Annotated in this window: 27 protein-coding genes and 1 other RNA gene; 24 read left to right on the forward strand and 4 right to left on the reverse strand. The window is 45.6% G+C overall.

From position 1 onward, the window contains the following. The first annotated feature begins 54 nt into the window (after positions 1 to 54). The 5 genes from FD47_RS10115 to FD47_RS10135 all read left to right on the forward strand — a co-directional run bounded on the left by FD47_RS10115 (position 55) and on the right by FD47_RS10135 (position 6,341). Positions 55 to 1,083 carry a YeiH family protein gene (locus FD47_RS10115; protein WP_054735535.1) on the forward strand — a complete coding sequence of 343 codons (1,029 nt, stop codon included), beginning with the start codon at positions 55 to 57 and terminating at the stop codon, positions 1,081 to 1,083. A 368-nt stretch (positions 1,084 to 1,451) separates the two neighbouring features. Next, positions 1,452 to 2,618: a galactokinase gene (locus tag FD47_RS10120; protein ID WP_173585511.1), complete on the forward strand. Its 1,167-nt coding sequence runs from the start codon at positions 1,452 to 1,454 to the stop codon at positions 2,616 to 2,618. A 26-nt stretch (positions 2,619 to 2,644) separates the two neighbouring features. Next, positions 2,645 to 3,646: a UDP-glucose 4-epimerase GalE gene (galE, locus tag FD47_RS10125; RefSeq protein WP_056980620.1), complete on the forward strand. Its 1,002-nt coding sequence runs from the start codon at positions 2,645 to 2,647 to the stop codon at positions 3,644 to 3,646. 5 nt (positions 3,647 to 3,651) lie between these two features. Continuing rightward, positions 3,652 to 5,121, forward strand: coding sequence for a UDP-glucose--hexose-1-phosphate uridylyltransferase (locus FD47_RS10130; RefSeq protein WP_056980621.1), 1,470 nt, complete (start codon positions 3,652 to 3,654; stop codon positions 5,119 to 5,121). Between the two features lie 224 nt (positions 5,122 to 5,345). After that, on the forward strand, positions 5,346 to 6,341 hold the full coding sequence (locus tag FD47_RS10135; protein WP_056980622.1) for a D-2-hydroxyacid dehydrogenase: 996 nt from the start codon (positions 5,346 to 5,348) through the stop codon (positions 6,339 to 6,341). Positions 6,342 to 6,427: 86 nt separating this feature from the next. Here FD47_RS10135 and nrdF read toward each other — a convergent pair whose 3' ends face one another. The 3 genes from nrdF to FD47_RS10150 form a co-directional block, all read right to left on the reverse strand. After that, on the reverse strand, positions 6,428 to 7,384 hold the full coding sequence (gene nrdF / locus FD47_RS10140; RefSeq protein ID WP_008214114.1) for a class 1b ribonucleoside-diphosphate reductase subunit beta: 957 nt from the start codon (positions 7,382 to 7,384) through the stop codon (positions 6,428 to 6,430). A gap of 93 nt (positions 7,385 to 7,477) precedes the next feature. Next, a complete protein-coding gene (gene nrdE / locus FD47_RS10145) occupies positions 7,478 to 9,643 on the reverse strand; it encodes a class 1b ribonucleoside-diphosphate reductase subunit alpha (RefSeq protein ID WP_056980623.1) in 2,166 nt (721 codons plus the stop codon). 96 nt (positions 9,644 to 9,739) lie between these two features. Then, the gene (locus tag FD47_RS10150; RefSeq protein ID WP_040537953.1) at positions 9,740 to 9,970 is read right to left on the reverse strand and encodes a redoxin NrdH; all 231 of its coding nucleotides are present in this window, start codon (positions 9,968 to 9,970) and stop codon (positions 9,740 to 9,742) included. A gap of 162 nt (positions 9,971 to 10,132) precedes the next feature. Here FD47_RS10150 and FD47_RS10155 point away from each other — a divergent pair, with 162 nt between their 5' ends. From FD47_RS10155 to tsaD, 16 genes are all read left to right on the forward strand, one after another. Continuing rightward, a complete protein-coding gene (locus FD47_RS10155) occupies positions 10,133 to 10,750 on the forward strand; it encodes a class I SAM-dependent methyltransferase (RefSeq protein ID WP_056980624.1) in 618 nt (205 codons plus the stop codon). Positions 10,751 to 10,783: 33 nt separating this feature from the next. After that, positions 10,784 to 11,257 (forward strand): tRNA adenosine(34) deaminase TadA, encoded by a 474-nt coding sequence (tadA, locus tag FD47_RS10160; RefSeq protein WP_056980625.1) that lies wholly within the window; start codon positions 10,784 to 10,786, stop codon positions 11,255 to 11,257. Positions 11,258 to 11,302: 45 nt separating this feature from the next. Next, an RNA gene (gene ffs, locus FD47_RS15040) (signal recognition particle sRNA small type) lies at positions 11,303 to 11,389 on the forward strand. 251 nt (positions 11,390 to 11,640) lie between these two features. Next, positions 11,641 to 13,413, forward strand: coding sequence for a DNA polymerase III subunit gamma/tau (gene dnaX / locus FD47_RS10165; RefSeq protein WP_056980626.1), 1,773 nt, complete (start codon positions 11,641 to 11,643; stop codon positions 13,411 to 13,413). Positions 13,414 to 13,437: 24 nt separating this feature from the next. After that, positions 13,438 to 13,749, forward strand: a complete 312-nt coding sequence (locus FD47_RS10170; protein ID WP_054735523.1) for a YbaB/EbfC family nucleoid-associated protein — start codon at positions 13,438 to 13,440, stop codon at positions 13,747 to 13,749. A 24-nt stretch (positions 13,750 to 13,773) separates the two neighbouring features. After that, positions 13,774 to 14,373, forward strand: coding sequence for a recombination mediator RecR (recR, locus tag FD47_RS10175; protein ID WP_056980627.1), 600 nt, complete (start codon positions 13,774 to 13,776; stop codon positions 14,371 to 14,373). Positions 14,374 to 14,389: 16 nt separating this feature from the next. Next, complete coding sequence (locus FD47_RS10180; RefSeq protein ID WP_056980628.1) at positions 14,390 to 14,656, forward strand: YaaL family protein; 267 nt, start codon at positions 14,390 to 14,392, stop codon at positions 14,654 to 14,656. A gap of 241 nt (positions 14,657 to 14,897) precedes the next feature. After that, the gene (gene tmk, locus FD47_RS10185) at positions 14,898 to 15,539 is read left to right on the forward strand and encodes a dTMP kinase (RefSeq protein WP_054735521.1); all 642 of its coding nucleotides are present in this window, start codon (positions 14,898 to 14,900) and stop codon (positions 15,537 to 15,539) included. 12 nt (positions 15,540 to 15,551) lie between these two features. Beyond that, positions 15,552 to 15,878 (forward strand): cyclic-di-AMP receptor, encoded by a 327-nt coding sequence (locus tag FD47_RS10190; RefSeq protein ID WP_008214126.1) that lies wholly within the window; start codon positions 15,552 to 15,554, stop codon positions 15,876 to 15,878. Between the two features lie 9 nt (positions 15,879 to 15,887). Next, positions 15,888 to 16,898, forward strand: coding sequence for a DNA polymerase III subunit delta' (holB, locus tag FD47_RS10195; RefSeq protein ID WP_054735518.1), 1,011 nt, complete (start codon positions 15,888 to 15,890; stop codon positions 16,896 to 16,898). Positions 16,899 to 16,916: 18 nt separating this feature from the next. Then, the gene (locus FD47_RS10200; protein WP_040537956.1) at positions 16,917 to 17,249 is read left to right on the forward strand and encodes a DNA replication initiation control protein YabA; all 333 of its coding nucleotides are present in this window, start codon (positions 16,917 to 16,919) and stop codon (positions 17,247 to 17,249) included. Between the two features lie 7 nt (positions 17,250 to 17,256). Further along, the gene (gene rsmI, locus FD47_RS10205; protein ID WP_056980629.1) at positions 17,257 to 18,138 is read left to right on the forward strand and encodes a 16S rRNA (cytidine(1402)-2'-O)-methyltransferase; all 882 of its coding nucleotides are present in this window, start codon (positions 17,257 to 17,259) and stop codon (positions 18,136 to 18,138) included. 68 nt (positions 18,139 to 18,206) lie between these two features. After that, positions 18,207 to 18,980 (forward strand): acyl-[acyl-carrier-protein] thioesterase, encoded by a 774-nt coding sequence (locus tag FD47_RS10210; RefSeq protein WP_008214133.1) that lies wholly within the window; start codon positions 18,207 to 18,209, stop codon positions 18,978 to 18,980. A gap of 2 nt (positions 18,981 to 18,982) precedes the next feature. Next, on the forward strand, positions 18,983 to 19,705 hold the full coding sequence (gene tsaB, locus FD47_RS10215; protein ID WP_054735516.1) for a tRNA (adenosine(37)-N6)-threonylcarbamoyltransferase complex dimerization subunit type 1 TsaB: 723 nt from the start codon (positions 18,983 to 18,985) through the stop codon (positions 19,703 to 19,705). Beyond that, on the forward strand, positions 19,689 to 20,264 hold the full coding sequence (gene rimI, locus FD47_RS10220) for a ribosomal protein S18-alanine N-acetyltransferase (protein WP_056980630.1): 576 nt from the start codon (positions 19,689 to 19,691) through the stop codon (positions 20,262 to 20,264). Before tsaB ends, rimI begins: the two co-directional genes overlap by 17 nt. Before the next feature lie 22 nt (positions 20,265 to 20,286). Then, the gene (tsaD, locus tag FD47_RS10225; RefSeq protein ID WP_171035008.1) at positions 20,287 to 21,318 is read left to right on the forward strand and encodes a tRNA (adenosine(37)-N6)-threonylcarbamoyltransferase complex transferase subunit TsaD; all 1,032 of its coding nucleotides are present in this window, start codon (positions 20,287 to 20,289) and stop codon (positions 21,316 to 21,318) included. Between the two features lie 87 nt (positions 21,319 to 21,405). On the opposite strand, the gene FD47_RS10230 is transcribed toward tsaD, so the two are convergent. Beyond that, positions 21,406 to 23,352 (reverse strand): ABC transporter ATP-binding protein, encoded by a 1,947-nt coding sequence (locus FD47_RS10230; RefSeq protein WP_171035007.1) that lies wholly within the window; start codon positions 23,350 to 23,352, stop codon positions 21,406 to 21,408. 188 nt (positions 23,353 to 23,540) lie between these two features. Between FD47_RS10230 and FD47_RS10235 the strand changes: the two genes are divergently transcribed. The 3 genes from FD47_RS10235 to groL all read left to right on the forward strand — a co-directional run bounded on the left by FD47_RS10235 (position 23,541) and on the right by groL (position 26,464). Then, positions 23,541 to 24,173 carry a redox-sensing transcriptional repressor Rex gene (locus tag FD47_RS10235; protein ID WP_054735513.1) on the forward strand — a complete coding sequence of 211 codons (633 nt, stop codon included), beginning with the start codon at positions 23,541 to 23,543 and terminating at the stop codon, positions 24,171 to 24,173. A gap of 319 nt (positions 24,174 to 24,492) precedes the next feature. Next, entirely contained in the window at positions 24,493 to 24,777 is a 285-nt protein-coding gene (gene groES, locus FD47_RS10240) for a co-chaperone GroES (RefSeq protein ID WP_171035006.1), read from the forward strand. Positions 24,778 to 24,847: 70 nt separating this feature from the next. Further along, entirely contained in the window at positions 24,848 to 26,464 is a 1,617-nt protein-coding gene (gene groL, locus FD47_RS10245; protein ID WP_056980632.1) for a chaperonin GroEL, read from the forward strand. Positions 26,465 to 26,553: the final 89 nt, after the last annotated feature.

Below are 26,553 nucleotides of genomic sequence, written 5' to 3' on the forward strand. Positions count from 1 at the left end.
GGATAAAACTTAGGAACTTTAGACATTACGTAATTTGCAAACGGAGGAGAATTTATGAAAAATTATGGTGTCCTGAGAACCAAGGACTTCTTTATTGCCCTGGCGTTAACGCTCATCTGCGCGTTTCTCGGCAGCTTTTTAGGGGGACTGCCTTACCTGACGTTGATTGGGGCGTTAGTCATCTCGTTGATTCTTGGGATGGGGTTTCAGCTGTTTAAGAGACCAGTTGAAGCTGCCACTGAAGGTATTGGTTTTATTTCGAACAAATTTTTGCGTCTTGGTATTATTCTGTTGGGATTTAAACTTAACTTGATTGACTTGGCATCCGCCGGTGTCAAAACAATCGTCCTCGCGATGGTTGTCGTGACCGGAACTGTTTCGTTGACCTACTTCATTGCCCGAAAATTTGGCGTTGAAAAAGAGTTGGCAATTCTGTCTGCTGGCGGAACCGGTATTTGTGGTGCCGCTGCCGTGATGGGAATCTCTCCCCAAATTAAGGTGGCCGCCGACAAGCAGGATCGGCAACGGGAAAATGAAGTGATGGCCGTTGCGGTTGTCGCAATCCTCGGGACGGTGTTTACGTTGATTGAAATCGGCATCAAGCCGCTCCTTCATCTAACCCCGACACAGTTTGGCGTTATGACTGGTGCCTCACTTCATGAAATTGCCCATGCCGTTGCCGCCGGAAGCTCTGGTGGACCGGTAAGTCTTGACACGGCGATCATCACCAAGTTGTCACGGGTTCTCATGTTGGCACCTGCCGCGCTGGTGATTGGCGGTTGGTACCAACGAAGCACCCATAAGTCAGGTGACGGGCACCGCGGTAAGTTGCCGATCCCATGGTTTATGGGCGGTTTCATCCTGGCAAGCATTCTTGGAACCTTTCTACCATTAGGGGCTGGAATGCTGGCCGGACTGGTCAAAGCTGCCTACCTATTTTTAGGAATGGCCATGGCCGCCCTTGGGATGAGCGTGAACTTCAAAGTGATTTTCCAACGAGGAAAGGGCGCCTTCGCAGCCGCATTTCTTGCTTCCATCATTCTATTAATATTTACGATTATTGTCAGTAAATTCTTCTTTTAAAGTGAAACGATCATCGAATAAAGTGAAACGATCATCGAAGCGTATCGCCGACCATTTTGGTCGCAGCGATGCGTTTTTTTGTGAGAATTTAGCCGTCAAGCCGGCGATAATTTGTCGAAGTGGGCGACCCTTTACCTAACTTTACTATCCCTGGATAAACCGGCTGGCGAAAAAAATTAAGCGCTTCCAATTGTTTGTGAATTTCAACAGCAAGGCACTTGTATAGGCCGTCGCAATAGCATATTATTAGAGGTGGTAGCTGAGCAAGCTGCTCGGTTTAAGAAATTGGCCAGTTGACAATGAGTGGAAAATGAGTTAATTTGTATTTGAGTAAAATTTACTAAAATAAATATAAAGGGATGAAATTCATGCTTTCAGATGATGTAAAACAAGAGTTTAATGATAAATTTGGTTACGATTCTACGCGGGTCTTCTTCTCACCGGGCCGAATTAATTTAATTGGTGAATACACCGATTTTAATGGTGGCCATGTTTTCCCATGTGCTATTAGTATGGGAATTTACGCTGCCTATGGTGCTCGTGACGATAATAAGGTTAGAATGTTTTCTGCCAACGTTGCCGATCAGGGAATCGTTGAATTTTCATTAGATGATTTAAAGTATGACAAGGCGCATGGCTGGGCAAACTATCCTAAGGGAATGATCAGCCAAATTATTGAACATGGTCATCAATTAGACCATGGGTTTGACTTAGCCGTTAACGGTAATTTGCCGGATGCTGCCGGGCTTTCTTCATCAGCCGCAATTGAATTACTGACGGCCGAGATTGTCAATGACGTCTATGGCTTCAATATTGATGAACTTGATCTGGTTAAGTATGGTCAATTGGTTGAAAACAACTACATCGGTGTTAACTCTGGAATCATGGATCAGTTTGCCATTGGCATGGGTAAGGCCAACCAAGCCGCTCTCTTGGATACGAATACCCTGAAATACGATTACGTTCCCGTTGAAATGGGTGACAGAGTCATTGTCATCATGAACACTAAGAAGCACCGGGAATTACAAGATTCCAAATATAATGAACGTCGGGCTCAGTGTGAAGAAGCTTTGAAGCGCCTTCAAGTCAAGTTGCCAATCAAGACTCTCGGTGATCTTACCGAAGATGAGTTCGATGAGAATAGCTACCTGATTAACGATGACGTCCTCATTCGTCGCGCTCGGCACGCTGTTTTTGAAAATCAGCGGACATTAAAAGCAAAGGATGCCTTGGTTAACAATAACCTTGAAGAATTTGGTAAGTTAATCAACGCCTCCCACATTTCACTGCACTATGATTTTGAAGTAACCGGTAAGGAACTTGACACCCTTGCAGAGACTGCTTGGAAGCAGCCAGGTGTCATTGGTGCCCGAATGACTGGTGCCGGCTTCGGGGGATGTGCCATTGCGATTGTTGATCGTGATAAGGCGGACGCCTTCACAGAAAACGTTGGTAAGGTTTACGAGAAAGAAATTGGTCATCCAGCAGAATTCTACATTGCAGAAATTTCTGATGGCCCAAGAGAGATTAAGTAGTTAATTGAGAAGGAGAGGATATTAAGATGGCAATTTTAGTATTAGGCGGTGCCGGTTATATTGGGTCTCACACAGTTGATCGGTTAATTCAAAACGGATACGATGTTGCGGTTGTTGATAATTTTGTGACCGGCCATCGCGCCGCGGTTAACCCTAAAGCTCGGTTCTATGAGGGCGATGTGCGGGATAAAGAATTTCTTAACAAAGTTTTTGATAAGGAAGACATTGAGGGGGTCATCCATTTTGCTGCCTTTTCAGTCGTCCCAGAATCAATGGCCAAACCGCTTAAGTACTTTGACAATAATACCTATGGCATGATCAGTCTGCTGGAAGCCATGAACGCGCACAACGTTAAGAAGATTGTCTTCTCATCGACCGCCGCAACCTATGGTGAACCCAAACAAATTCCAATTAAAGAAACCGATCCCCAGGTTCCAACCAACCCCTATGGGGAAAGTAAGCTGGCAATGGAAAAGATTATGCACTGGAGCGACGTGGCCTACGGAATCAAGTTTGTTGCGCTGCGGTACTTTAACGTTGCCGGGGCCAAGGCAGACGGTTCCATCGGTGAAGATCACCATCCAGAAACCCATTTGGTACCCATTATTCTGCAAGTTGCCGCTGGCGAACGCGATCAACTAACGATTTTTGGTGATGATTACGATACCAAGGATGGGACAAACGTCCGTGATTACGTGCACGTGGTTGATTTAGCTGACGCCCACATCTTGGCGCTGAAGTATCTGCAAGCGGGTCATGACAGTGATGCGTTTAACTTGGGATCCTCAACCGGATTCTCCAACAAAGAAATTCTTGAAGCAGCCCGTGAAGTTACCGGCAAGCCAATTCCCGCAACAATGGGGCCCCGCCGAGCAGGCGATCCAAGCACCTTGATTGCCGCTAGTGATAAGGCCCGCAAAGTTTTGGGCTGGAAGCCGCAGTTTGATGACGTTCACGAAATTATTAAGACCGCATGGAATTGGAAAGAAACCCATCCAAAGGGTTACGACGATCGGAAAGGAAATTAGAAGAAATGAGTGAAACAGCAGTTGAAAAATTTGTTGATCTCGTCATTAAATCTGATTCACCCTATGAAGACGTCGACCGGATTTATGTGACGAATTTGATCTTTCGCTTAATTGGTGATGGGTTTGGAGAGTCAACTGATGATGCATCGCCAGTTGACTTGGCCAATGACTTGGTCGAGTTGGCAATCTCTCATCAAAAAATTGAAGATTCGATTACCAACCGCGAAATTTTGGAAGATCAGTTAATGGACCTTCTGACACCGATTCCTTCGAAAGTTAATCGCATTTTCTGGAACAAGTATCAACAATCACCGGAAGCGGCCACCGATTACTTTTATCGCCTGAGTCAAAATAATGATTATATTAAAACGCGGGCGATCGCCAAGAACATTTCGTATACGGCCGATACCGACTACGGCGATTTGGAAATTACCATTAATTTATCGAAGCCCGAAAAGGATCCGAAGGCCATTGCCGCTGCCGGACGGAAGAAGTCAACCAGTTATCCGGTTGGCCCCCTGGCAATTGAAAATGAGGGGTACTTGGGCCGCCTCGGCTATCCCGCCCGAAGCAATCATCGGGTTATCCGAATGATGATTGGCGGCCAGCCATGGGGCTTCCAATATTCACCATACGCATACTTTGGCGAGCACGCGATTTTCTTGAATCAGAAGCACGTGCCAATGAAAATTAGCCAGCAGACATTTGTCAATTTGACGGATATTATTAAACAGCTGCCACATTATTTTGTCGGCAGTAACGCTGATTTACCAATCGTTGGCGGGTCGTTACTGGCCCAGGATCATTATCAAGGCGGCCGGCACAACTTTCCAATGATGAAGGCTGGAATTGATCGACCGGTTGATCTGGGAATTGACGGGCTGAAGGCAGGAATTGTTAAGTGGCCGATGGCAACCATCCGGCTGCAGAGTGATGATGCAAACCAGGTCGTTGTTGCGGCGACTAAGATTGCGGACTCTTGGAAACAGTACTCGGATGAGTCGGTTGATATTCGCGCCTATTCCGAGGATGGCACGCGGCATCACACGGTCACGCCAATTGCTTATACGAAGGACGGTCAGTACGTCTTGGACATTGTCTTAAGAGATAATCAGACCTCTGATAAGTATCCTGACGGCATTTTCCATCCCCATAAGGATGTTCAACACATCAAGAAGGAAAACATTGGCTTGATTGAAGTCATGGGACGAGCAATTTTACCGGCTCGTTTGAAGACTGAAATGAAAGAGGTTGAAAAGTACCTCGTAGATGAAGACAATGAGATTGCTGAGTACCACAAGCCTTGGGCCGACGAGTTAAAGGCCAAGCATCAATTTACCAAAGAGAATGTTTCAAAGATTCTCGATCAAGAAATCGGGTTGGTTTTTGCCCGGGTTCTTGAAGATGCCGGGGTCTATAAGTGGAATGATAAGGGTCAAGCGGCTTTTGATCGGTTTATTGATCAATTAAAGTAATTAAAATGTGCTTAAACGGCCTCTCGTGACCGTCTATTGCCCACTTAATCAATTCAAAAGTGGTGGAGACAATGCGTCTAAATTGTCTTCACCACTTTTGATTACCCAAATATGGGTGGAATTTTGATGAGATCTTGATGTGCTATGATTAGGAATTGATCCTTTTTGGCACACGGCAATCAATTTTTGGTATAGTAGATAAAACGGGTACTGGAGGAATTTAGATGAAATTTATGGTATACAACGTTCGCGATGATGAGATTCCTTTCGTTGAAAAGTGGGGAAAGGATCATCATATCGAGGTTACGACAACAACGACGACCCTTAATACCACAACGATTCAAGATGCAGCAGGTTACGACGGGGTTTCAGGCTTACAAACGATTCCCTATTCCCAATTGCTGTTTGCTGAATTCAAAAAGTTGGGAATTCACTATCTCGCCTTACGAAACGTTGGGGTGGATAACGTAGACCTCCAAGCGGCAAGTGATAATGATGTTTTGGTGACTAATGTACCCGCATATAGTCCTGAAAGCATTGCTGAGTTCGCGGTGACGATGGCCCTTTTCTTAACGCGAAAAGTGGGATACATGCAGCGCCAGTTGATGGAACAACATGAATTTCATTTTGCACCTGAATTTATGGGGCGGCTGATTAGCGACCAAACCGTGGGGATTATTGGTACCGGTCGAATTGGCCGGCACGCGATTTCGATGTTTCGGGGTCTGGGTGCCAAAGTAATTGCCTATGACAAGTATCCTGTAAAGGAAACCAATGGTGAATTTGCCTATGTCAAGGATCTTCATGAACTCGTCTCTCAAAGCGACATTATTAGTCTGCATATGCCGGCAACGGCCGATAACTTCCACCTTTTCAATCATGAATTGTTTGAAATGATGAAGGACAACGCCATTCTGATCAACACGGCAAGAGGGTCGATTGTCGATACCCAGGATCTCATCTTTGCGCTTGAGAGTGGGGAAATTGCCGCAGCTGGTATTGACACATTGGAAAACGAATCGGCTGACCTGCAGGATTCGCGTTCAACCAAGAAATTAACCGATCCGGATGTGATCAAGTTATCAATGATGCCTAACGTGATCATTACACCACATTCGGCTTTTCACACCAGCGAATCAGTTAAAAACATGGTTAGTATCTCCCTTAATAATTTAAAGGATTTGGTTGCCGGGCAAAAGCCTGATGATTTGGTTAATTAATTAATCGCAACCAAGACAAAGGGACCCCCACGGTTGATAATCGCCGTGGGGGCCCCTTTGTCTGATCAGTTGTCAGTTACAATTAATTAAATTTTATAATCATCATCGGACATTGACTCGACGTTTCCCAACAGATAGCCATTTCCGACTTGTGAGAAGAAATCGTGGTTGGCAGTTGACGTCGAGATTCCGTTCATCACAACCGGATTAACGTCTTCAGCGGTATCTGGGAATAACGGATCCTGGCCAAGGTTCATGAGGGCTTTATTGGCATTGTACCGGATAAAGGTCAGAACATCTTCGGTCCAGCCAGTCTGATCGTAAAGCAAGTGGGTGTACTTTTCTTCGTTTGCATAGAGCTTATATAACAAATCGTATAACCAATTCTTTAAATCCTCTTGTTTTGGTTTCGAAAGCTGGTTGAAGCCAATTTGGAATTTATAACCGATGTAGGTACCATGGACTGACTCATCCCGCAAAATTAACTTGATAATTTCAGCAACGTTCGGAATTTTGTTGTGACCCAAGTACCAGAGTGGGGTGTAAAATCCGGAATAAAACAGGAATGTTTCCAAGAAAACGCTGGCGATCTTTTTCTTCAGCGGGTCCGGATTGTTCTCGTAGATATCACGAATCTTAAGGGCCTTATTCTGGAGGAATTCTTCCGTGTCGCTCCAGTCAAAGATTTCGTCGATTTGCTCAGGGGTATTCAACGTTGAGAAAATTGAGGAGTAACTCTTTGCGTGAACCGATTCCATGAATTGGATATTGTTAAGCACTGCCGTTTCGTGTTGGGTGCGAACGTCGTGGCGCAGTGAGGCCATCCCTTCTTGGGATTGAAGGGTGTCGAGCAAGGTTAACCCCCCAAATACGTGACCCACAACCCATTGGTGGTCGGTATCCAAGGTTCGCCAGTCACCGAGATCGTTAGAAAGGGGAATTCGGGTGTCTAACCAAAACTGTTCGGTTAATTTTTCCCAAGTCGCTTTATCGATCTGGTCATCGATAGCGTTCCAGTTAATTGCGTGATAATTTTCAGTCATGATAAACTCCTTTGATGTAGAAATAGTCGGATTGGTGCGATCCCTTAATGGATTCTATGCCATTTGGATATCAGCCGCAAGTAAACTTCGACGCTAAATGACACAGCTTTCACATTCATTTGATCCGACTTCCTGGTTATCGTCCGTGAATGTCCGGATGTAATAGATTGACTTAATGCCCTGACGATGCGCATAGTTTCTCAGAATATTTAAATCCCGGGTGGTCATCTTGTCGGTACGGCCGTCCTTCCATTCATAAAGCCCGGCAGGAATTGTCGATCGCATAAATAGTGTCAATGCCATTCCTTGATCGACGTGCTCCTGAGCAGCGGCGTAGATGTCGATGACTTTTCTCATATCCATGTCATAGGCTGAGGTGTAGTAAGGAATTGTATCGTTAGACAGGTAGGGTGCCGGATAGTAAATTTTGCCAATCTTTGACTCCTGGCGCTCCTCGATCCGATTGATGATCGGGTGGAGGCTGGCAGTGGTGTCATTGATGTAAGAAATAGAGCCGTTAGGAGCAACCGCTAAGCGATTTTGGTGATAGAGGCCATCCTTCATTACAGCGGCTTTTAAAGCTTCCCAGTCGGCTTTAGTGGGGATCTGAACACCATCAAAAAGGTCTTTAACTTTATCCGTTTTCGGAGCGTAATCGGTGTTCAAATACTTGTCGAAGTACGAACCATCGGCATAGGCGCTCTTATCGAAATTAATAAACGTTTCGTTGCGTTCCTTAGCGATCTTGTTAGAGGCAACTAAGCTCCAGTAATTTAATAGCATGAAGTAGACGCTGGTAAATTCAATGGATTCTGGCGAACCATAGTGCATGTGATGTTTGGCAAAGTAACTATGAAGCCCCATGGCACCGAGGCCGATTGAATGCGACTCGCGGTTCCCTTTCTGAATTGAAGGGACAACGTCGATGTTGGAATGGTCGGTCACAAAGGTCAGTGCGCGAACCATTGCCTCAATTGAGCCGCCAAAATCTTTGCCGTTCATCATGTTGACAATGTTGGTGGATCCCAGATTACATGAGATGTCTTTTCCCAATTTGATGTAGTGTTGTTCGTTGTCGACCGTGGAAGGGGTTTGAACCTGCAAAATTTCTGAGCATAGGTTACTCATCACAATGCGGCCGGCAATCGGATTTGCCCGGTTGGCGGTGTCGATGTTGATAATGTAAGGATAGCCGGATTCCTGCTGAAGCTTACTGATTTCGGTTTCCAGGTCCCGGGCTTTGATCTTTGTTTTTTTGATCTTGTCATTAGCAACCATCTTATCGTATTCGGCTGAAATATCCACGTACGAGAATGGAACCCCGTATTCTCTTTCAACATCGTAGGGACTAAATAGATACATGTCGGCATTTTGTTTGATGAGGTCATAGAATTTATCCGGAACGGTCACGCCAAGCGATAGGGTTTTTAACCGAATCTTTTCGTCGGCGTTTTCCTTTTTAGCCCCCAAGAAAGAAATAATATCTGGATGAAAGACAGAAAGATAAACCACGCCGGCGCCTTGGCGTTGGCCCAACTGATTGGAATAAGAGAAGCTGTCTTCCAATAACTTCATCACCGGAACGACCCCTGAAGCGGCCCCTTCAATGTGCTTGATGGGGTCCCCGGCTGCTCGTAAGTTGGAGAGATTGATGCCAACACCGCCGCCAATCCTGGATAATTGCAGGGCAGAATTAATCGTTCGGCCAATTGTGTTCATGTCGTCGGTCGACTGAATCAAGAAGCAGGAAACAAACTCGCCTCGATTTTCGCGGCCGGCGTTCAAAAAGCTCGGAGTTGCCGGCTGATAACGCTGGTGGACCATTTCATCTGCTAGGCGCATGGCCAATTTTTCGTCACCATCCGCAAAGAACAAAGCGTTGGCGGCAACCCGATCCAAGAATGTTTCGAGATAGGCGTCGTTATCATTGGTTTTTAAGGCATACTGTGCGTAAAATTTGTAAGCGGCCATAAACGATTTGAAGTGAAAGTCCTGATTGTTTAAGTATGCGTACAATTCCTCGATGAAGGCCATATCATATTTTTTAATAAAGTCGGCCTCGTAATAATGATGATTAATCAGGTAATCGAAGCGGTCGGCAAGGCTGGCGAACGTGACCAAGTTAGGGGTGACGTTTTCCTTGAGGAAGGCAGCTAAGGCTTCCTGATCCTTCTGTAAGGGGATCTGATTGTTAACGGGGATGTTGATTTGGTTGTTAAGATCGAAATAGGAAACATCCTTGAGATTATGAAGGGACATAGTAAACCACACTTTCTATTTTGTTGGAATAAAATAAGCGAAGCCAAAATTGGTTCCGCCATCACTCATTAATCAGTATGTTAGAATGGATAAAGACTAACCAGCAATTTTTTGAAGAACATCCGGGCGAAAACCGCTGAAGGCTTCTTTGCCGTCAACGTCAACTACCGGCACAGCCTGAAAGCCGCGTTCTTTAAGGTAATCAATGTATTGTGGTTGTTCGTTGATATTATGTTCTTCGAATGAAACGTTATGTTCTGTAAGATAACGCTTTGTCATCTTGCACTGCATGCAATTATTTCGTGAATAAACGGTTACTTTTGCCATAATGAGGCACCCCACTTTTTTAAATTCATATTTGATTGATGATTCTAGTTTACACTAAACTTACAAAAAATCAACGGATTGACACAAGATATTGTGATTAAAAACGGATTTGCCACTAAATATGGGTTATCCGCTTTCAATCCCGTTCTAAGGAGATTATTCATGACTAACGATCAATTTTACTATTCTGAGCACCCAGACGTTACCTCCGATCCAATCACTTGGGAATACACCCTATTAGGACACAACTTTGTGTTCACTTCAGACAACGGAGTGTTTTCTAAGCACCGGGTTGACTATGGCAGCCGGGTCCTGTTAGAAAATTTCCGGACATCCCAACTGCCAGCCGGTAAAATTTTGGATATGGGCACCGGCTACGGGCCAATTGGACTTGCCATCGCCAAGATACTGCCTGAGCGAACGATCGATATGGTCGACGTCAACGAAATTGCGCTTGCGCTTGCCAAAAAGAACGCCGTGGCCAACCGGGTTAAAAATGTTAGTATCTTTTCCAGCAACGTTTATGAAGCTGTTGAGGGAAACTACGCCGCGGTTGTCACCAATCCGCCGGTTCGCGCCGGTAAAAAAGTCGTTGACGCGATGATCACTGGCGCCCTGCCACATTTAGTTGCGGGAGGAACCTTAACGGTGGTTTTGCAGAAAAAGCAAGGGGCTCCGTCGGCGAAGAAACTGATGACCCAGTTATTTGGTAACTGCCAGATCTTAAAACGTGACAAGGGTTACTACATCTTAGAAAGTACCAAAACCGGCGCGGCCTAAGCGGTTGCGAATCGTGATAACAAGAGGAGTAATATGACGCAGACGAATGATCAAACTTATATGAAAGCTGCCCTAAACGAGGCCCTTCAAGCCTACATGATCGGGGAAGTCCCGATTGGCGCCGTAGTGGTTAAGGACGGCCAAATTATTGGTCGGGGGCACAACCTGCGTGAACACCTAAACGACGGGGTTGCTCACGCCGAGATTATGGCGATCGAAGAGGCTTGTCGAACGCTGCGCAGCTGGCGGCTGATTGACTGTGAGCTTTACGTGACCATTGAGCCGTGCTTAATGTGTGCGGGGGCAATTATCAACTCGCGAATTAAACGGGTGATTTTTGGCGCTCGGGATCAGAAAGCTGGGGCGGTTGCCAGTTTGTATGAAGTCATGGCTGATGCCAGATTAAATCACCAAGTGACGGTGACCGAGGGAGTCCTTCAAACCGCCTGTTCACAGATTATGAAGACTTTTTTTCGAGCCGCCCGAAAAAGAAAAAAACAAAAGTGACTGGTATTTTAAACCAAAATACGATATGATAGTTAATGCCGCAAGGCCCTGAGGCAAGGGTCGGGTTACGAACTGTGTCAGATCCGGAAGGAAGCAGCACTAAGTATCATCGATCTTGTGCCTCTTGATTATGACGATTAAACTCCCAGCAGATGTCAGTGCTGGGAGATTTTTATTTTTGGGATTAATTTGAGGTAATCATTGACAGTGTGCGGCTCGGATTTGGTGAGTTCAGCTGGCGATTTTTGAAAATTTTGGATTTTTTAATTCCATTAACGTTTGGTAAATTGGTTGGCATTATTTGGCATTTCAGCATATAATTATTTAAGTGTTTTATGACAAGTTTTCACGACTGAATGGATCAATTAGCTGGAGGATTAAGAATGAGCTATCAGGCATTATATCGGGTATGGCGGCCCCAGCGGTTTGATGAAATCGTTGGGCAGTCGATTATTACCCAGACGTTGAAAAACGCAATTTTAACCAAACAAATTAGCCATGCTTATCTTTTTACCGGTCCCCGGGGAACTGGTAAAACTTCCGCTGCCAAAATCTTTGCGAAGGCGGTCAACTGCCACTATCTAAAAGACGGCGAACCGTGTAATGAATGCGAGACGTGTCGGGCAATCAACGAGGGTAGTTTAAGCGACGTGATTGAAATTGATGCGGCGTCAAACAACGGCGTTGAAGAGATTCGCGATATTCGCGACAAGGTGAAGTACGCGCCCACGAAGGCTGATTATAAAGTTTACATTATTGATGAAGTTCATATGTTATCAACCGGTGCGTTTAACGCTCTCCTGAAAACACTGGAGGAACCGCCGGCAAACGTGATTTTCATTTTGGCGACGACCGAGCCTCATAAAATTCCGGCGACAATTATTTCACGAACCCAGAAGTTTGATTTCAAACGGATTCGTCCCCAAGATATTCTAGAGCGGATGGCCTATATTCTTAAACAAAAGCACATCGATTACGATGATAAGGCCCTTAAGCTGATTGCCAAAGCCGCTGAAGGCGGGATGCGGGATGCGCTGAGTATCCTGGATCAGGCAATGTCGTACGGCGATGACCAGGTCACATACAAAAATGCGCTGTTGGTCACCGGTAGCGTGACCAACGAACTGCTAACCACCTACGTTGAACAAGTGATTCAAAAGGATACCAAGAGCGCGCTAATCACTATTCAAAAGATTTTGGATGATGGCAAGGACGCCAGCCGATTTGTTGAAGACTTAACCAGTTACTGTCAGGATATCTTGCTGTATCAGCAGGACCCCCAAATTGTTGAACAGATGGAACTTGGCGTGGTTGATGACAAATTTAAGCAACTTACCAGCCAGATTTCCGATGATCAGATTTACCAAATGATTAACGAACTGAATGATATTTCAAATTCACTGCGGTTTACAGCCCACCCGGATGTCTATCTGCAAGTCCTAACGGTCAAAATTACCCATTTAGATCAGACAGCTGCTTCACCGGCAGTATCCAGTGAGAAGGCGGCTCAAACCGAACGGGTCGAAGATAAAAAAATTGATCGGCTGACCAATAAAATTAATGATTTGCAACGAGAGATTGCTGAACTGAAAAAGACCGGAGTCACGGCAGCAACGGGTGAGCCGGTTGAACCGGCCACCCCTAAACCAGCTGCTAAGGCGGCCAACGCCCACATTGAGCTGACAAAGATCTATCCGATTCTTGGCAGCGCAACGAGGAAGAGTCTCAATGAATTCCAACAGGTTTGGCCGGATTTGATGAATACACTCTCGGTCACCCAACGGGCTGTGATGCACGTTTCCAAGCCGGTGGCCGCCAGCCCCGATGGCATTATTGTGGCGTTTGAATACCCAATTTTCTACCAAAAAGCCCAGGCGGACCGGGAACTCTGTGACGCATTGGAAAACAACTTGGATCGGCTGGTTGGTAAGTCACCAACGATTGTTTTTGTGCCAAGTAATCAATGGCCGACAATTCGCCGCGATTACTTGGCTAATCACAAGGCTGAGTTGAAGTCCGGGTCGACTGAGTCCGAGTCGGCTTCAGATGATCAGCCAACTGATAAACCAGGCCCGGCCCCGGATGCGCCCAAACCGATTGTGGCTAAGGCGGCCGAGTTATTTGGCAAGGATATTCTAGATATTAAAAATGATTAATAAAAAAACGGAGGATAACTCACTATGATGAATGGTATGAATATGAACAAAATGATGAAGCAGATGCAATCAGTTCAGACAAATATGAAGGCTGAACAGGAAAAGTTAAACGCAACCAGCTTTACTGGCAAGGCCCCAGACGACATGGTTGTTGTCACGTTTACCGGTGATCGGAAGATGACTGACATGACGGTCAAGCCCGAGGCAATTGATCCTGATGATCCGGATATGCTGTCAGATTTGGTGATTGCAGCCGTTAATGATTGCATGACAAATATTGAAAAGGCCACCCGGGATTCGCTTGGTAAGTACACAAAGGGTCTCCCAGGAATGTAAACCGCTTTTTAAGGAAGGTAAACTATGCAGTATCCCGAACCAATTGCAAAATTAATTGACAGTTATATGAAATTACCCGGGATTGGGAATAAGACGGCGACGCGGCTGGCCTTTTATACGGTGGACATGAACGAAGATGACGTCAAAGCCTTCTCCAAGGCGTTGGTGGCAACGAAGAATGAACTGCATTACTGTTCAATCTGTGGGAATTTGACCGATGAGGATCCGTGTGAAATTTGTCGGGATAAAACGCGTGATCAATCTCAGATTTTGGTTGTTGAGCAGCCCAAAGACATTATGGTAATGGAAAAGGTTCAGGAATATCACGGCCTGTACCACGTCCTTCACGGTGTTTTATCGCCAATTGAAGGCAAGGGGCCCGAAGATTTAAATATCAGCAGTCTCATCAAGCGATTACAGAAGAATCATGAGGTTAAAGAGGTCATTGTCGCGACCAACGCAACTCCCGAAGGAGAAGCAACCGCGATGTATCTTAGTAAATTAATTAAGCCGGCTGGCATTAAGGTTACCCGACTGGCTCATGGCCTATCTGTGGGAACCGACATTGAGTATGCTGACGAAATGACTCTGTTTAAGGCAGTTCAGGGCCGAACCGAAATGTAAGGGAGATGAACAGCAGATGTTTTTTGGCGGACTTAGAAAGCAAAATGTCAAATCGGATTATGATCAACGACTACTGGATCTGATTAACGCCCTCAAGGAACAGTGGGACCATGCTGTTCAAACCCAGGATGCCGTGGCGGATAGCGATCTTGAGATGACGGCTGAAACGGCGCTTGCAAAGCAGAAATTCTTCTTTATTTATCAAGAAGCCCGAATTCGGAAAATTAAAAATGATCACATCCAACCTTCGGTTATTAGCTATGATCACGATGATTTTCAATAGGAATCGTCACTCGTTGTGGTGAGCTGACTTGTTGTTGCAGTGATGGATTCGGTAAAATTGTAACTGCTTCATGGCTGAATTTCACGGTTGTTGGTCTTAAGAACTGGGCTGAGACAAAATCATTGGTTTGCCTTCAGCCCAGTTTTGGGTTGGCTTGATTTAGTCCGGTGACGGCTTGTGGATAGACATGAGAAAAGAGTTACAGTACAATTAACGTATTATTAAGAAGTGAGGGAAAATTGTGGCAGGCATGTTTATTACTTTTGAAGGGTCTGATGGTGCCGGCAAAACGTCGGTGATGAATCAGATTGGTGCTATTTTCCAGAAGGAGCTGGGAGATCAGTTATTGGTAACGCGGGAACCAGGCGGCAATAAAATTTCAGAGCAAGTGCGCCGGGTCATTCTTGATCGCGAGAATACCGACATGGATTACCGAACTGAGGCCCTACTTTACGCCGCAGCCAGGCGACAACACCTGGTAGAAACCATTTTACCCGCGCTTTCTCGTAATCAACTGGTTCTGTGTGACCGATATGTCGATAGTTCGGTGGCTTATCAAGGAGCCGGCCGCGAAATCGGCATGCAGGCCGTTGCCAAAATGAATGAATTCGCAACTGAAAAATTAACCCCAGACAAGACCATCTACTTTGATATTCCTGTTCAGGTGGGGTTGACGCGGATTGCGAAGCATCGTGACGCCAGCAAAATTGATCGCTTAGACGTTGAAACCACTGCTTTTCACAATCGCGTTCATGATGGTTACATGGCAATTATCAAGCAGGCGGGGGACCGATTTGTGGTCATTGATGCCACCCAGCCGATTGCCAGCGTGGTTGCCGCCACGGTTAGCGCCATTCGCCAAATTGCCGCTGAATACTTTTAAGGAGTGTTAGCCATGAAATTAGTTATTGCCATTGTTCAAGATAAAGACGCTAATAAATTACGTTCGGTGTTTGTTGCCCACGACATCGTTGCCACCCGGTTTTCAACTACGGGTAGTTTTTTGCGTTCAGGGAATACGACTTATCTGGTTGCCGTTGATGATGATAAAGTTGATTTGACCCTTCAATTAATTAAGGAAACCTGTTCTGCCCGCCAGCAGTTTATGACGCCCCCTGTCAGTCTCAATGGCGACACGGCGGAACATACCTTTCCAATTGAAGTCCAAGTTGGTGGTGCGACCGTGATGGTGCTGCCAATTGAATCGTTTCATCAATTTTAGAGGACGCGGATGACCGAAAATATCGTCACAATTGCAAAAACAAAGCAACCCCAACTGTTTCAGCAGTTCATGCAGTTAATTCAAAAAAATGAGCTGTCCCACGCTTATTTATTCACGGGTGAGGATGGTGCGGGTGAGGACGCAGTTGCGATGGGCGTTGCAATGCGGCTGTTTTGCACCAACGTCACCGATGGCTATCCTTGTGGCAAGTGTCCAGAATGTACCCGGATTATGAACCATGATCATCCAGACGTGGTGATGACCCGGCCAGATGGATTAAGCATCAAGGTGGATCAAATTCGGCATGTGAAAAGTGAATTCACCAAGAGCGCAATGGAAGGCTCAAAAAAGGTCTTCATTATTTCTGATGCCGACAAGATGACAACCGGTGCTGCGAACAGTCTGTTAAAGTTTATCGAGGAGCCTACCGGTAATGTCGTTAGTTTTTTGATCAGCCGAAACCGAAATTTGATTCTGCCGACAATTGTTTCAAGAACCCAGGTGGTCGAATTCCCAAGTATTCCCCACGAGTTGATGGTGGCGGAATTACAAAGGGCGGGTGTCGTTCCAAGTCAAATTAATTTGCTGATGACAATGACTAATAGCTTAAGCGAAATCAAGCAATGGCTGGCTGATGGCTGGTTTACTTCATTGGAACAGGTGGTTTCTAAATGGTTTTCTTATCTGGTGAAAGATAATCCAATGGCCATGCCATACATTCAAATGTCATTGATGCCATTGGCCACCAGTAAAGCCCGTCAACAGGTGGTTTTGACCATGATGATAACCATTTTTGATGAAGTTCTTGAATTGAAATACGGAACGCTTACCCAGCAAAATGTGAAATTTCCAGATATTGCTGCCGAAACCAGGCAAGCCGCTAACGAATGGTCTGCCGATCAATTGATGGCGATGCTTGACAAGCTATTGGATACGAGTCGCAGTGTCATGGTGAATGTGAGTTTTCAAAACATCGTTGAGTCGGTCACGTTGGAAATGTTAGCGATTATTAAGGCGTAGAATTAAAGGGTGAAAAAAGTGGATAGTCAAAGTTTATACGATGAACTCAAGGAGATGGATCACCGCCTGAAAGTGACAACCGCGGAATTTTCTCAGCTTCACGAGTCGTTGGTTGGATTGATGGAAAAGAATGCGGAATTAGAGATTGAAAATCAGCATTTGCGGGATCGGGTTAACCAGCTTACCGAAAAGATGGGAAACAATTCACCCCAGTTATCAAAGTCCAGAAAGAACCTTGAAAAGCTCTATAACGAAGGGTTTCATGTATGTAGCTCATACTATGGCAAACGACGAGAAAATGGGGAAGATTGCATTTTCTGCACTGAAATTATTTACGGTCGAAGGGACTAATCATTAAGTGAAAAATCAACGAAGTTTTGATACAAAAACTGAATTTGGCACGTTGTTTTTGGTGCCAACCCCGATCGGCAACTTAGGTGATATGACGTTCCGGGCGGTGGACGTGATGAAACGAGCAGATCTGATTGCCGCTGAAGATACGCGCAATACCCAGAAACTGCTTAACCACTTTGAAATTGAAACAAAACAGATCAGTTTTCACGAGCATAATACGGCTCAGCGGATCCCTGAATTGATTGAGAAGCTCAAAAATGGGTTAACGATCGCCCAGGTGAGTGACGCTGGAATGCCGTCAATTAGTGATCCGGGCCATGAGCTGGTGGTTGCTTGTATTGCCAAGGGGATTCCGGTCGTTCCGCTACCAGGAGCAAATGCCGGGATTACCGCACTAATTGCTTCCGGGGTGGCGCCCCAACCATTCTATTTTTACGGCTTTTTGGGAAGAAAGCCTAAGGAGCAAAGAGAAGAGTTGGCCCACCTAACGTCCCGCCCGGAAACCTTGATTTTTTATGAGGCTCCCCATCGGCTGCAAAAAACCCTTAAGAATTTGGTAACGGTCTTTGGTGCTGATCGCAAAGCCGCCCTTTGTCGCGAGCTCACTAAGCGCCACGAAGAGTTTGTTCGGGGCACTTTGTCCGAATGCCTGGAATGGAGCCAAACTAACCAGGTGCGCGGAGAATTTGTGATTATCGTTGAAGGAAATTCAGAACCTGAAGAAAATGCTAAGGAGTCTAGTTTAATGGCGGATCTATCGCTGACTCAACAGGTTGATGCTTATATTGGCGATGGTTTAGCGGTGAACGATGCGATCAAAAAAGTTGCTAAAACGCATAACTTACGAAAACAAGTTGTTTATAATGAATATCACAATATTAAGTAATTTGATTGCCGTTTCGGACGGCAAAATACATAGTTTGATTCAACCATTAAACGAAAAGAGGACCTGTCATGACAGCACATCGATATACTGAGGACCATACAATTCCCTTTTATGAAGGGGATGTTACCAACCGGATTACAATGGCAATGCTGATAAACGTGTTGATGCTCTGCTCAGATCACCAAAATGCAGCCTTAGGCGTTGCTCAACAGTCGTTAATTGATCAATATGGCGTCGGGTGGGTCGTCACGCAGTACGCAATTACTATCAAACGCTTGCCGGTTGCTGATGACACTGTCAAGGTATCCACGCGGGGAACGTCTTATAACCGCTTCTTTGCTTACCGGGAATTTTGGATTCATGATGAGCAGGGAAATGAATTGGTAAAGGTTGATTCGATTTGGGTCTTAATGGATGAAAAGGCGCGGAAAATTACCGAGATTCCGGAAAGTATTATTAAGCCTTACCGTTCGGAAAATGTCCGCCGCGTGCCCCGACTAAAACGGCCAGAGCGGCTGGATAGCAATGCTGAGTTGACCACTAAGAAGTATCAGGTCCGAGCCAGTGACATTGATTTTAATGGCCATGTGAACAATGCCCACTACCTTGAGTGGATGACTGATGTATTGCCCTTGGACTTCTTGGTGTCTCACCAGCCCGAGCAGATTAACATTCGCTTTGAAAATGAAGTGAAGTATGGCAACTTCGTTTCGAGTTCCGTCCTTGTTGAATCTCAAGATAATGATAGAATTAAGACAATTCATGAAATCATGTCAAATGACAAACTCTCCTCGAGTGCGACATTTATTTGGAAGAAAAATGATGTAAAGGGTAACGAATAACAATGAAAATTTTAGCAATTGATACATCAAACCGGCCACTCTCTGTGGCAGTGATGGATGATGATAACCTACTTGCCGATACCACCCTCACAACCCATCGGAAGCACGCCGAATTCTTAATGCCGGTCATTGAAGACCTGGTAAAGAAGTCCGATTTGCAGCCTGCTGACCTGGATCGAATTGTGGTGGCGTCGGGCCCGGGATCGTATACGGGAATTCGGATGGCGACCACGGCTGCCAAAACGTTGGCTAGTACGCTTAATATCGAACTGGTGACGGTTTCGAGTTTATTAACCGTTGCATTGAACATTGACCTGCCGGATGTCCTAATTAACCCAATTTTTGATGCGCGTAACCAAAATATGTTTACTGGACTCTATCAACGCAACGCCGGTAAACTTCAGGCGGTGGTGGCCGATCAGCATACCAATATTGCTGAATGGCGGGCTGTCCTGGCAAAAACAAGCGGGCCGATCATGGTGGTTGGGGACAATCAGCCGTTTTTGGCTGATCTTAAAGCCACACTTGGAAATCGTTTACTGGTTGCCAGTCACCTTCAAGCGATTCCGGATGCTGCTAAATTAGGGTGGTATGGCGCCCAATTATCCCCAGTTGAGGATATTGATGCTGTTGTACCGCGATATTTACGACTGACAAAGGCCGAAGCTGACTGGAAAAAACGCCATCCAAACGAGGATACCCGTAACTATGTGGAAAAACTTTAAAAATTGGTTTCAGAAAAATTTTTATAATAAGCAGGCCCAACTTCGCGAACGTTATCTTGATATTAAAAATCACGACGTTGAAATTAACGGCACCGAGTATTTTTTAGCAAAGGCGATGATTCCCGATATTCCGGAAATTCTCGGCATTGAGCGAGCCGTTTATGGGGGCCAGACCCCTTGGGATGAGCGGGCATTTCGGACCGAATTAATGCGGAAAAATGACCGGCTTTATTTGGTATTGCGTCGCAACGATTGGCTGGTTGCCTTCATTGGCTGTTCACTCAATGATCATACCCGGGATTGTCACATTACCAACGTTACCGTCGCACCAACTTTTCAGAACCACGGCCTTGGTTACTTTTTGGTTAATACAATTATTAAAAAGGCCCGGCAGTTAAGGTATGATAAGGTCACCCTCGAGGTTCGGGTCAGCAATAACCATGCTCAGAAATTATATCGTGACATTGGTTTTGTGGACAACGGCTACAAGAAAGATTATTATTTTAACGATCGCGAAGATGCGTTAAACATGGTTTTGGACATTACCAAGGTTGGTTAATGCCCTGAGAAAGGTGAAGTTTGTGACACGAAATTTAATTCTTTCATTTGAAACGAGTTGTGATGAAACATCTGTCGCCGTCATTGAGAACGGCGACAAAATTTTGTCAAATATTGTGGCAACCCAAATAAAGAGCCACCAGCGCTTTGGTGGGGTGGTGCCTGAAGTTGCCAGCCGCCATCATATTGAGCAGATCACCGGGTGTATTAACGATGCGTTGCGAAAAGCGGATGTTGACTACGCCGATTTGGACGCAGTCGCTGTCACCTATGGTCCGGGATTGGTTGGGGCCCTGTTAATTGGTGTAACGGCTGCCAAGGCGGTCGCCTGGGCGCATCATTTACCGTTGATTCCAGTAAATCACCTTGCCGGCCATATTTATGGGGCTCGTTTAGTTGCGCCAATTGAATTTCCGGCAATGGCCCTAGTGGTTTCTGGCGGCCATACCGAGTTGGTTTACATGCCCAAAGAAAATCAGTTCGAAATTATTGGCGAAACTCGAGACGATGCCGCGGGCGAGGCCTACGATAAGATTGGTCGGGTTCTGGGAATCAACTATCCCGCTGGTAAACAGGTCGATTCGATGGCCCATAAGGGAACCGATACTTTCCACTTCCCGAGGGCAATGGACAATGACGAAACCTTTGATTTTAGTTTTAGTGGGCTCAAAAGTGCCTTTATTAATACGGTTCACCATGCCGATCAGATCCACGAAACGCTAGATAAGAACGACCTGGCTGCAAGTTTTCAACAGGCTGTGATTGACGTGTTAGCGGATAAAACTGTCCGCGCACTGAAAACTTATCCCGTTAAACAACTGATTCTTGCCGGCGGGGTTGCGGCCAATCGGGGGCTACGGGACCGTTTGGAAAGTGAAATTAACGCTTTTCCGAATACCAAATTGGCACTTGTCCCGCTGTCACTGTGTGGCGATAACGCTGCAATGATTGGGGCAGCCGGGGAAATGCTGTATCGTTATCAGACGTTTACAGATGCAACACTTAATGCGGATCCCGGATTGGAATTTGCATGGCTTGGGGAAGCCGAATCATGATCAATAAAAAAGGGAGTCGCTAGCAAAAACATCATGTTTTTGCTGGCGACCCCTAATCCGTTTTAATGGCGTTAGTCACGATACTAGCTACGAAATATCCTCAAGCTGCAAACTCTTTTGCTCCCAATCATTTTCGGTTGTTGAAATTTGACCGTCGATCTGCTCAAGTTGTGATTGGTAGTCAGCCGCCTTGATTGGATCATTGTAAATGGCGGGTTTACTCATCTCCGTTTCAATCGCGGTCTTTTTCTTTCCCAGCGTATCGAGTTGCTTCTCTAAATCGGCCACTTCGCGGGTTAATTTTCGAAGGGTCTTCTGGTTTTGCTTGTTGATCTCGTAGTGCTTTTTGTCAGACGTTTCTGTGGCCTGGGCTTGGGCGATGCCTGATGGCGCAGCCTTTTGCCGCTCATGTTCCTTAATGGCCGTTAATTCCTCTTTTTTGGCGACGTAATAGTCGTAATCCCCCAGATAGAGGGTGGTTCCCTGGCGGGAGAGTTCAACGACTGACGTGGCGACTTTATTGATGAAGTATCGGTCATGAGAAACAAAGAGGATTGTCCCGTCAAAGCCGTTTAGCGCCTTTTCCAAGACCTCCCGGCTATCAATATCCAAATGATTGGTCGGCTCGTCAAGAATCAGAAAATTGTTGTGCTCCATAGCCAGCTTGGTTAGCAGCAGCCGCGCCTTCTCGCCGCCAGAAAGGTCGTGAACCATCTTGGCAACATCGTCCCCGGAGAACAGAAAGCTCCCCAGAACGCTTCTAATATCGCCCTCTGGTGTGGTTGGGTGATCATCCCAGACTTCTTCAAGAACGGTTTTGCCAGAATGAAGGGTGGCTTGCTCTTGGTCATAGTAGCCGGTATCCACGCCGGTCCCAAATTGGGCTTTTCCCTTTAAAAACGGGATAATTCCAAGAATACTTTTCAGAAGGGTTGATTTGCCGACACCGTTTGGGCCGACAATTGCGACGGCCTGATTTCGCTTAATGTCCAAATTGACCGGTTCAGCCAACACTGACGTGTAGCCAACGGCTGCTTGGGAAACGTTTAGGACATTGTTGCCGCTCTTGGATTTGGGGGTGAATCGAAACCGAACAGTTTTACCGTCAGTCGTTGGTTTTTGCAGCCGGGGCATTTTTTCCAGCTGCTTTCGTCTGGCCTGAGCCTGTTTGGTTGTGGATGCCCGGACAATGTTTTTGTCGACAAATGTTTGTAGCTTGTTAATTTCAGCTTGCTGACGTTCGTAGGCTTTCCATTCCTGAGCGACTTGGTCAGCCTTCTTTTCCGTGTACTGGGTGTAATTGCCCTTGTAGTGGTGCAGGGTCCCATTTGCCAGATCGTAAACTTCATTCACGATCCGATCGAGAAAGTACCGGTCATGGGAAATGATTAGAAGCGCACCGCTATAATTTTGGATATAGCCTTCAAGCCAAGTGATGGTTTCAACATCCAAATGGTTGGTTGGTTCGTCCAGGATCAGCAGTTCTGGTTTTTCAAGGAGCAATTTTGCCAGGGCTAACTGGGTTTTTTGGCCGCCGGACAATTCATTGATTGGTTTATCGTACGTTGGTTTATCAAACCCAAATCCGTGCAAAACTCCCCGGATTTCGGCATCATAACCGTAGCCATTGTGCTGTTCAAAATCCGCGCGAATGTTATCGTAGGTCGATGATACCTGGCCAAAAGCCTCTGATTGGGGGTCCAGGGAGGCCATTTGACCTTCGAGTTCGTGAAGCTTTTGTTCCTGGACCTTCAGATCAGCAAACACGCCCGCCATTTCAGCATAGATGCCCTTATTGGAGTCAAGACCGGTATCTTGGGCAAGGTAGCCGATCGATAAGTTTTTCTTAGTTGTGACCTGGCCGCCATCAATCGGCTGTTCACCGATGATCATTTTCACCAGGGTTGATTTACCGGCGCCATTTCGGCCTACCAGGGCGATGCGACTCTTCTCTTGAACGGAGAGGTTTACCTTGGAAAAAATATTAACGCCATTGAATCTTTTGGTTAAATCTTGGGCCTGTAAGATTATCAACGATCCCGCCACCTTTCTAGTGTCTAATCAATTTTATCATAAACTATCTTGGAAAATCTGACTGAAAATCAGTAATAATATTTGAAGTTTATTTCACAAGATGGTATCTTATGTTAGAATGTAAAGTAAATAGGGATTCACAAACTTCTCGAGTACCATAATTTAAACGAAATTAGGAGGAACTTTTCTTGACAGCTGAGAATATTCCACGGGCGACCGCGAAACGATTGCCGATTTATTACCGATACTTAAACATTTTACACGATACGGGCAAAAGCCGCATCTCTTCAACGGAATTAGCCGAGGCCGTCCAGGTTGATTCAGCAACAATTCGCCGCGACTTTTCATATTTTGGCGCGTTGGGTAAACGGGGTTACGGATATGATGTTGATAGTTTACTATCATTTTTCAAGCAAATTCTGAACCAGGAACATTTGACCAACGTTGCATTGATTGGGGTTGGGAATTTGGGCCACGCACTGTTGAACTTTAATTTTCACAAGGACGGCAACGTGCGGATTTCGGCCGCATTTGATACCAATGACGCAATCGTCAATAAAATTCAGGATGGGGTGCCGGTTTACCCGATCACGGAATTAGCTCACCAACTAAAGGAACAGCAGATCCAAGTTGTCATTTTAACCGTTCCTTCAAGTGCTGCTCAGGGGGTAACCGATGATGCGGTTGCTGGTGGGGTTAAGGGAATCCTTAACTTTACCCCAATTCGCTTGGCGGTGCCAGATGCAGTGCTGGTTCAAAACGTTGACTTAACCAATGAATTACAGACGTTAATTTATTTTATTGAAAATTTTGGCAAATAAGTATTCAGACTGACCAGAGTTAGCCAGGCTCGTTGATAAACGATGATTATTTATCAACGGGTCTTTTTGACGTTTAAAATATGGCGGCATGGTACCCCGAGGAATTTGGGCCATTCCTAATTCTAAGCCGGCTTCTTAAAAAAGCTGTCAGCTTACTTGTACGGGGGTCTAGGAGGGGTGAGTGGTTCTCAGCATTGATGAAAGTGATGAAAAATCCTTGCATTTTCCCGGGAAAAATAATATATTATAAACAGCGTTTAGCACTTTTGTCATAGGAGTGCTAATAATGCTAAAATTGTTGCAAAATGGAGGGACTAACGTGTTAAAACCATTAGGAGATCGTGTAATTATCGAAAGAGAAGAAGAAGAGGAAAAGAACGTTGGCGGCATTGTTTTAGCCGATAACGCAAAGAAAAAACCTCAAACCGGTACAATCGTAGCCGTTGGTGACGGTCGCGTATTGGACAACGGTCAAACAGTTGCCCCAGTTGTTAAGAAGGGTGACAAGGTGATGTTCGATAAGTACGCAGGTACGGAAATAGAAGATAACGACAAATCCTATTTAGTTTTGCATGAAAAAGATATCGTCGCAATCGTCGAATAATTGAATTGCGATTTCAAGATTTAACAATTTAATCAGTAATCAAAAATAAATTTTTGAGGTGAAAATTGGAATGGCTAAACAAGTTAAGTTTTCTGAAGACGCACGAAGCGCAATGCTTAAAGGTGTTGATAAATTAGCAGATACTGTTAAAGCAACAATTGGTCCTAAAGGCCGTAACGTTGTTTTGGAACAAACTGCCGGCAACCCAACAATTACCAATGATGGGGTGACAATTGCCAAGGCGATTGAGTTACCAGATCATTTTGAAAATATGGGTGCCAAGTTGGTTTCTGAAGTTGCTTCCAAGACCAATGACGTTGCCGGTGACGGAACCACAACTGCCACGGTTTTGACCCAGGCCATCGTAAATGAAGGCATGAAGAACGTTACTGCCGGTGCTAACCCAGTTGGCATTCGTCGGGGAATTGAAAAGGCCACAAAGACCGCTGTTGATGCCCTTCACAAGATGTCACACGAAGTTAAAACCAAGGACGATATTGCTCAGATCGCATCGATTTCATCCGCTAACCCAGAAGTTGGTAAATTGATTGCCGACGCCATGGAAAAGGTTGGCCACGATGGGGTTATCACCATTGAAGAGTCCCGTGGGGTTGAAACCAGCTTGGACGTTGTTGAAGGAATGCAATTTGATCGTGGCTACATGTCACAATACATGGTTACCGACAACGACAAAATGGAAGCTGATTTAGACAATCCATACATTTTGGTAACGGATAAGAAGATTACCAACATTCAAGATATCTTACCATTGCTGCAAAAGATTGTTGAACAGGGTCGTTCATTGTTAATCATTGCCGATGATATTGGCGGTGAAGCATTACCAACCCTTGTTCTTAACAAGATGCGTGGGACATTCAACGTTGTTGCCGTTAAGGCCCCTGGCTTCGGTGACCGTCGGAAGGACCAACTTCAAGATATTGCCACTTTGACTGGTGCTACGGTCATCACTGACGACCTTGGGTTGAACTTGAAGGATGCCACCCTTGAACAATTAGGTCAAGCTAACAAGATTAACGTTACCAAGGATTCCACAACGATCGTGGACGGTTCAGGTGCTAAGGATCAAATCGAACAACGGGTTTCAGAAATTAAGACCCAGATCGAAAAGACCACTTCAGACTTTGACCGTGACAAGTTAAAGGAACGTTTGGCTAAGTTATCTGGCGGTGTTGCCGTTGTTCGGGTTGGGGCTGCTACTGAAACTGAATTGAAGGAAAAGAAGTACCGGATTGAAGATGCCTTAAACGCAACCCGTGCCGCTGTTGAAGAAGGCTTCGTTCCAGGCGGTGGGACTGCCCTCATCAATGTCATCCCTGAAATTGCCAAGCTGGATGCTGAAGGTGACGAAGGAACCGGTATCAATATCGTTCGTCGTGCCCTTGAGGAACCCGTTCGTCAAATCGCTGAGAACGCCGGTGTTGAAGGTTCAGTCATTGTTGAACAGTTGAAGGATCAAAAGCCAGGAATTGGTTATAACGCTGCAAACGGCAAGTTTGAAGATATGATCGATGACGGAATCGTTGACCCAACAAAGGTTACCCGCTCAGCTCTGCAAAACGCCGCTTCCGTTTCAGCCCTGTTGTTGACGACTGAAGCAGTCGTTGCTGATGAGCCTAAGAAGGATACCCCAGCTGCACCAATGCCACAACCAGGAATGGGCATGTAACAGCAGCTTTAAAAATTTAAAACAGTCATTCACCACACAAGCAAAAAGCGTCCAGATTATGAGCTATACCCCCAAAGTTAAAGTAAAAA

The organism is Lentilactobacillus parafarraginis DSM 18390 = JCM 14109 (assembly GCF_001435895.1).
In the GTDB taxonomy this organism is placed as follows: domain Bacteria; phylum Bacillota; class Bacilli; order Lactobacillales; family Lactobacillaceae; genus Lentilactobacillus; species Lentilactobacillus parafarraginis.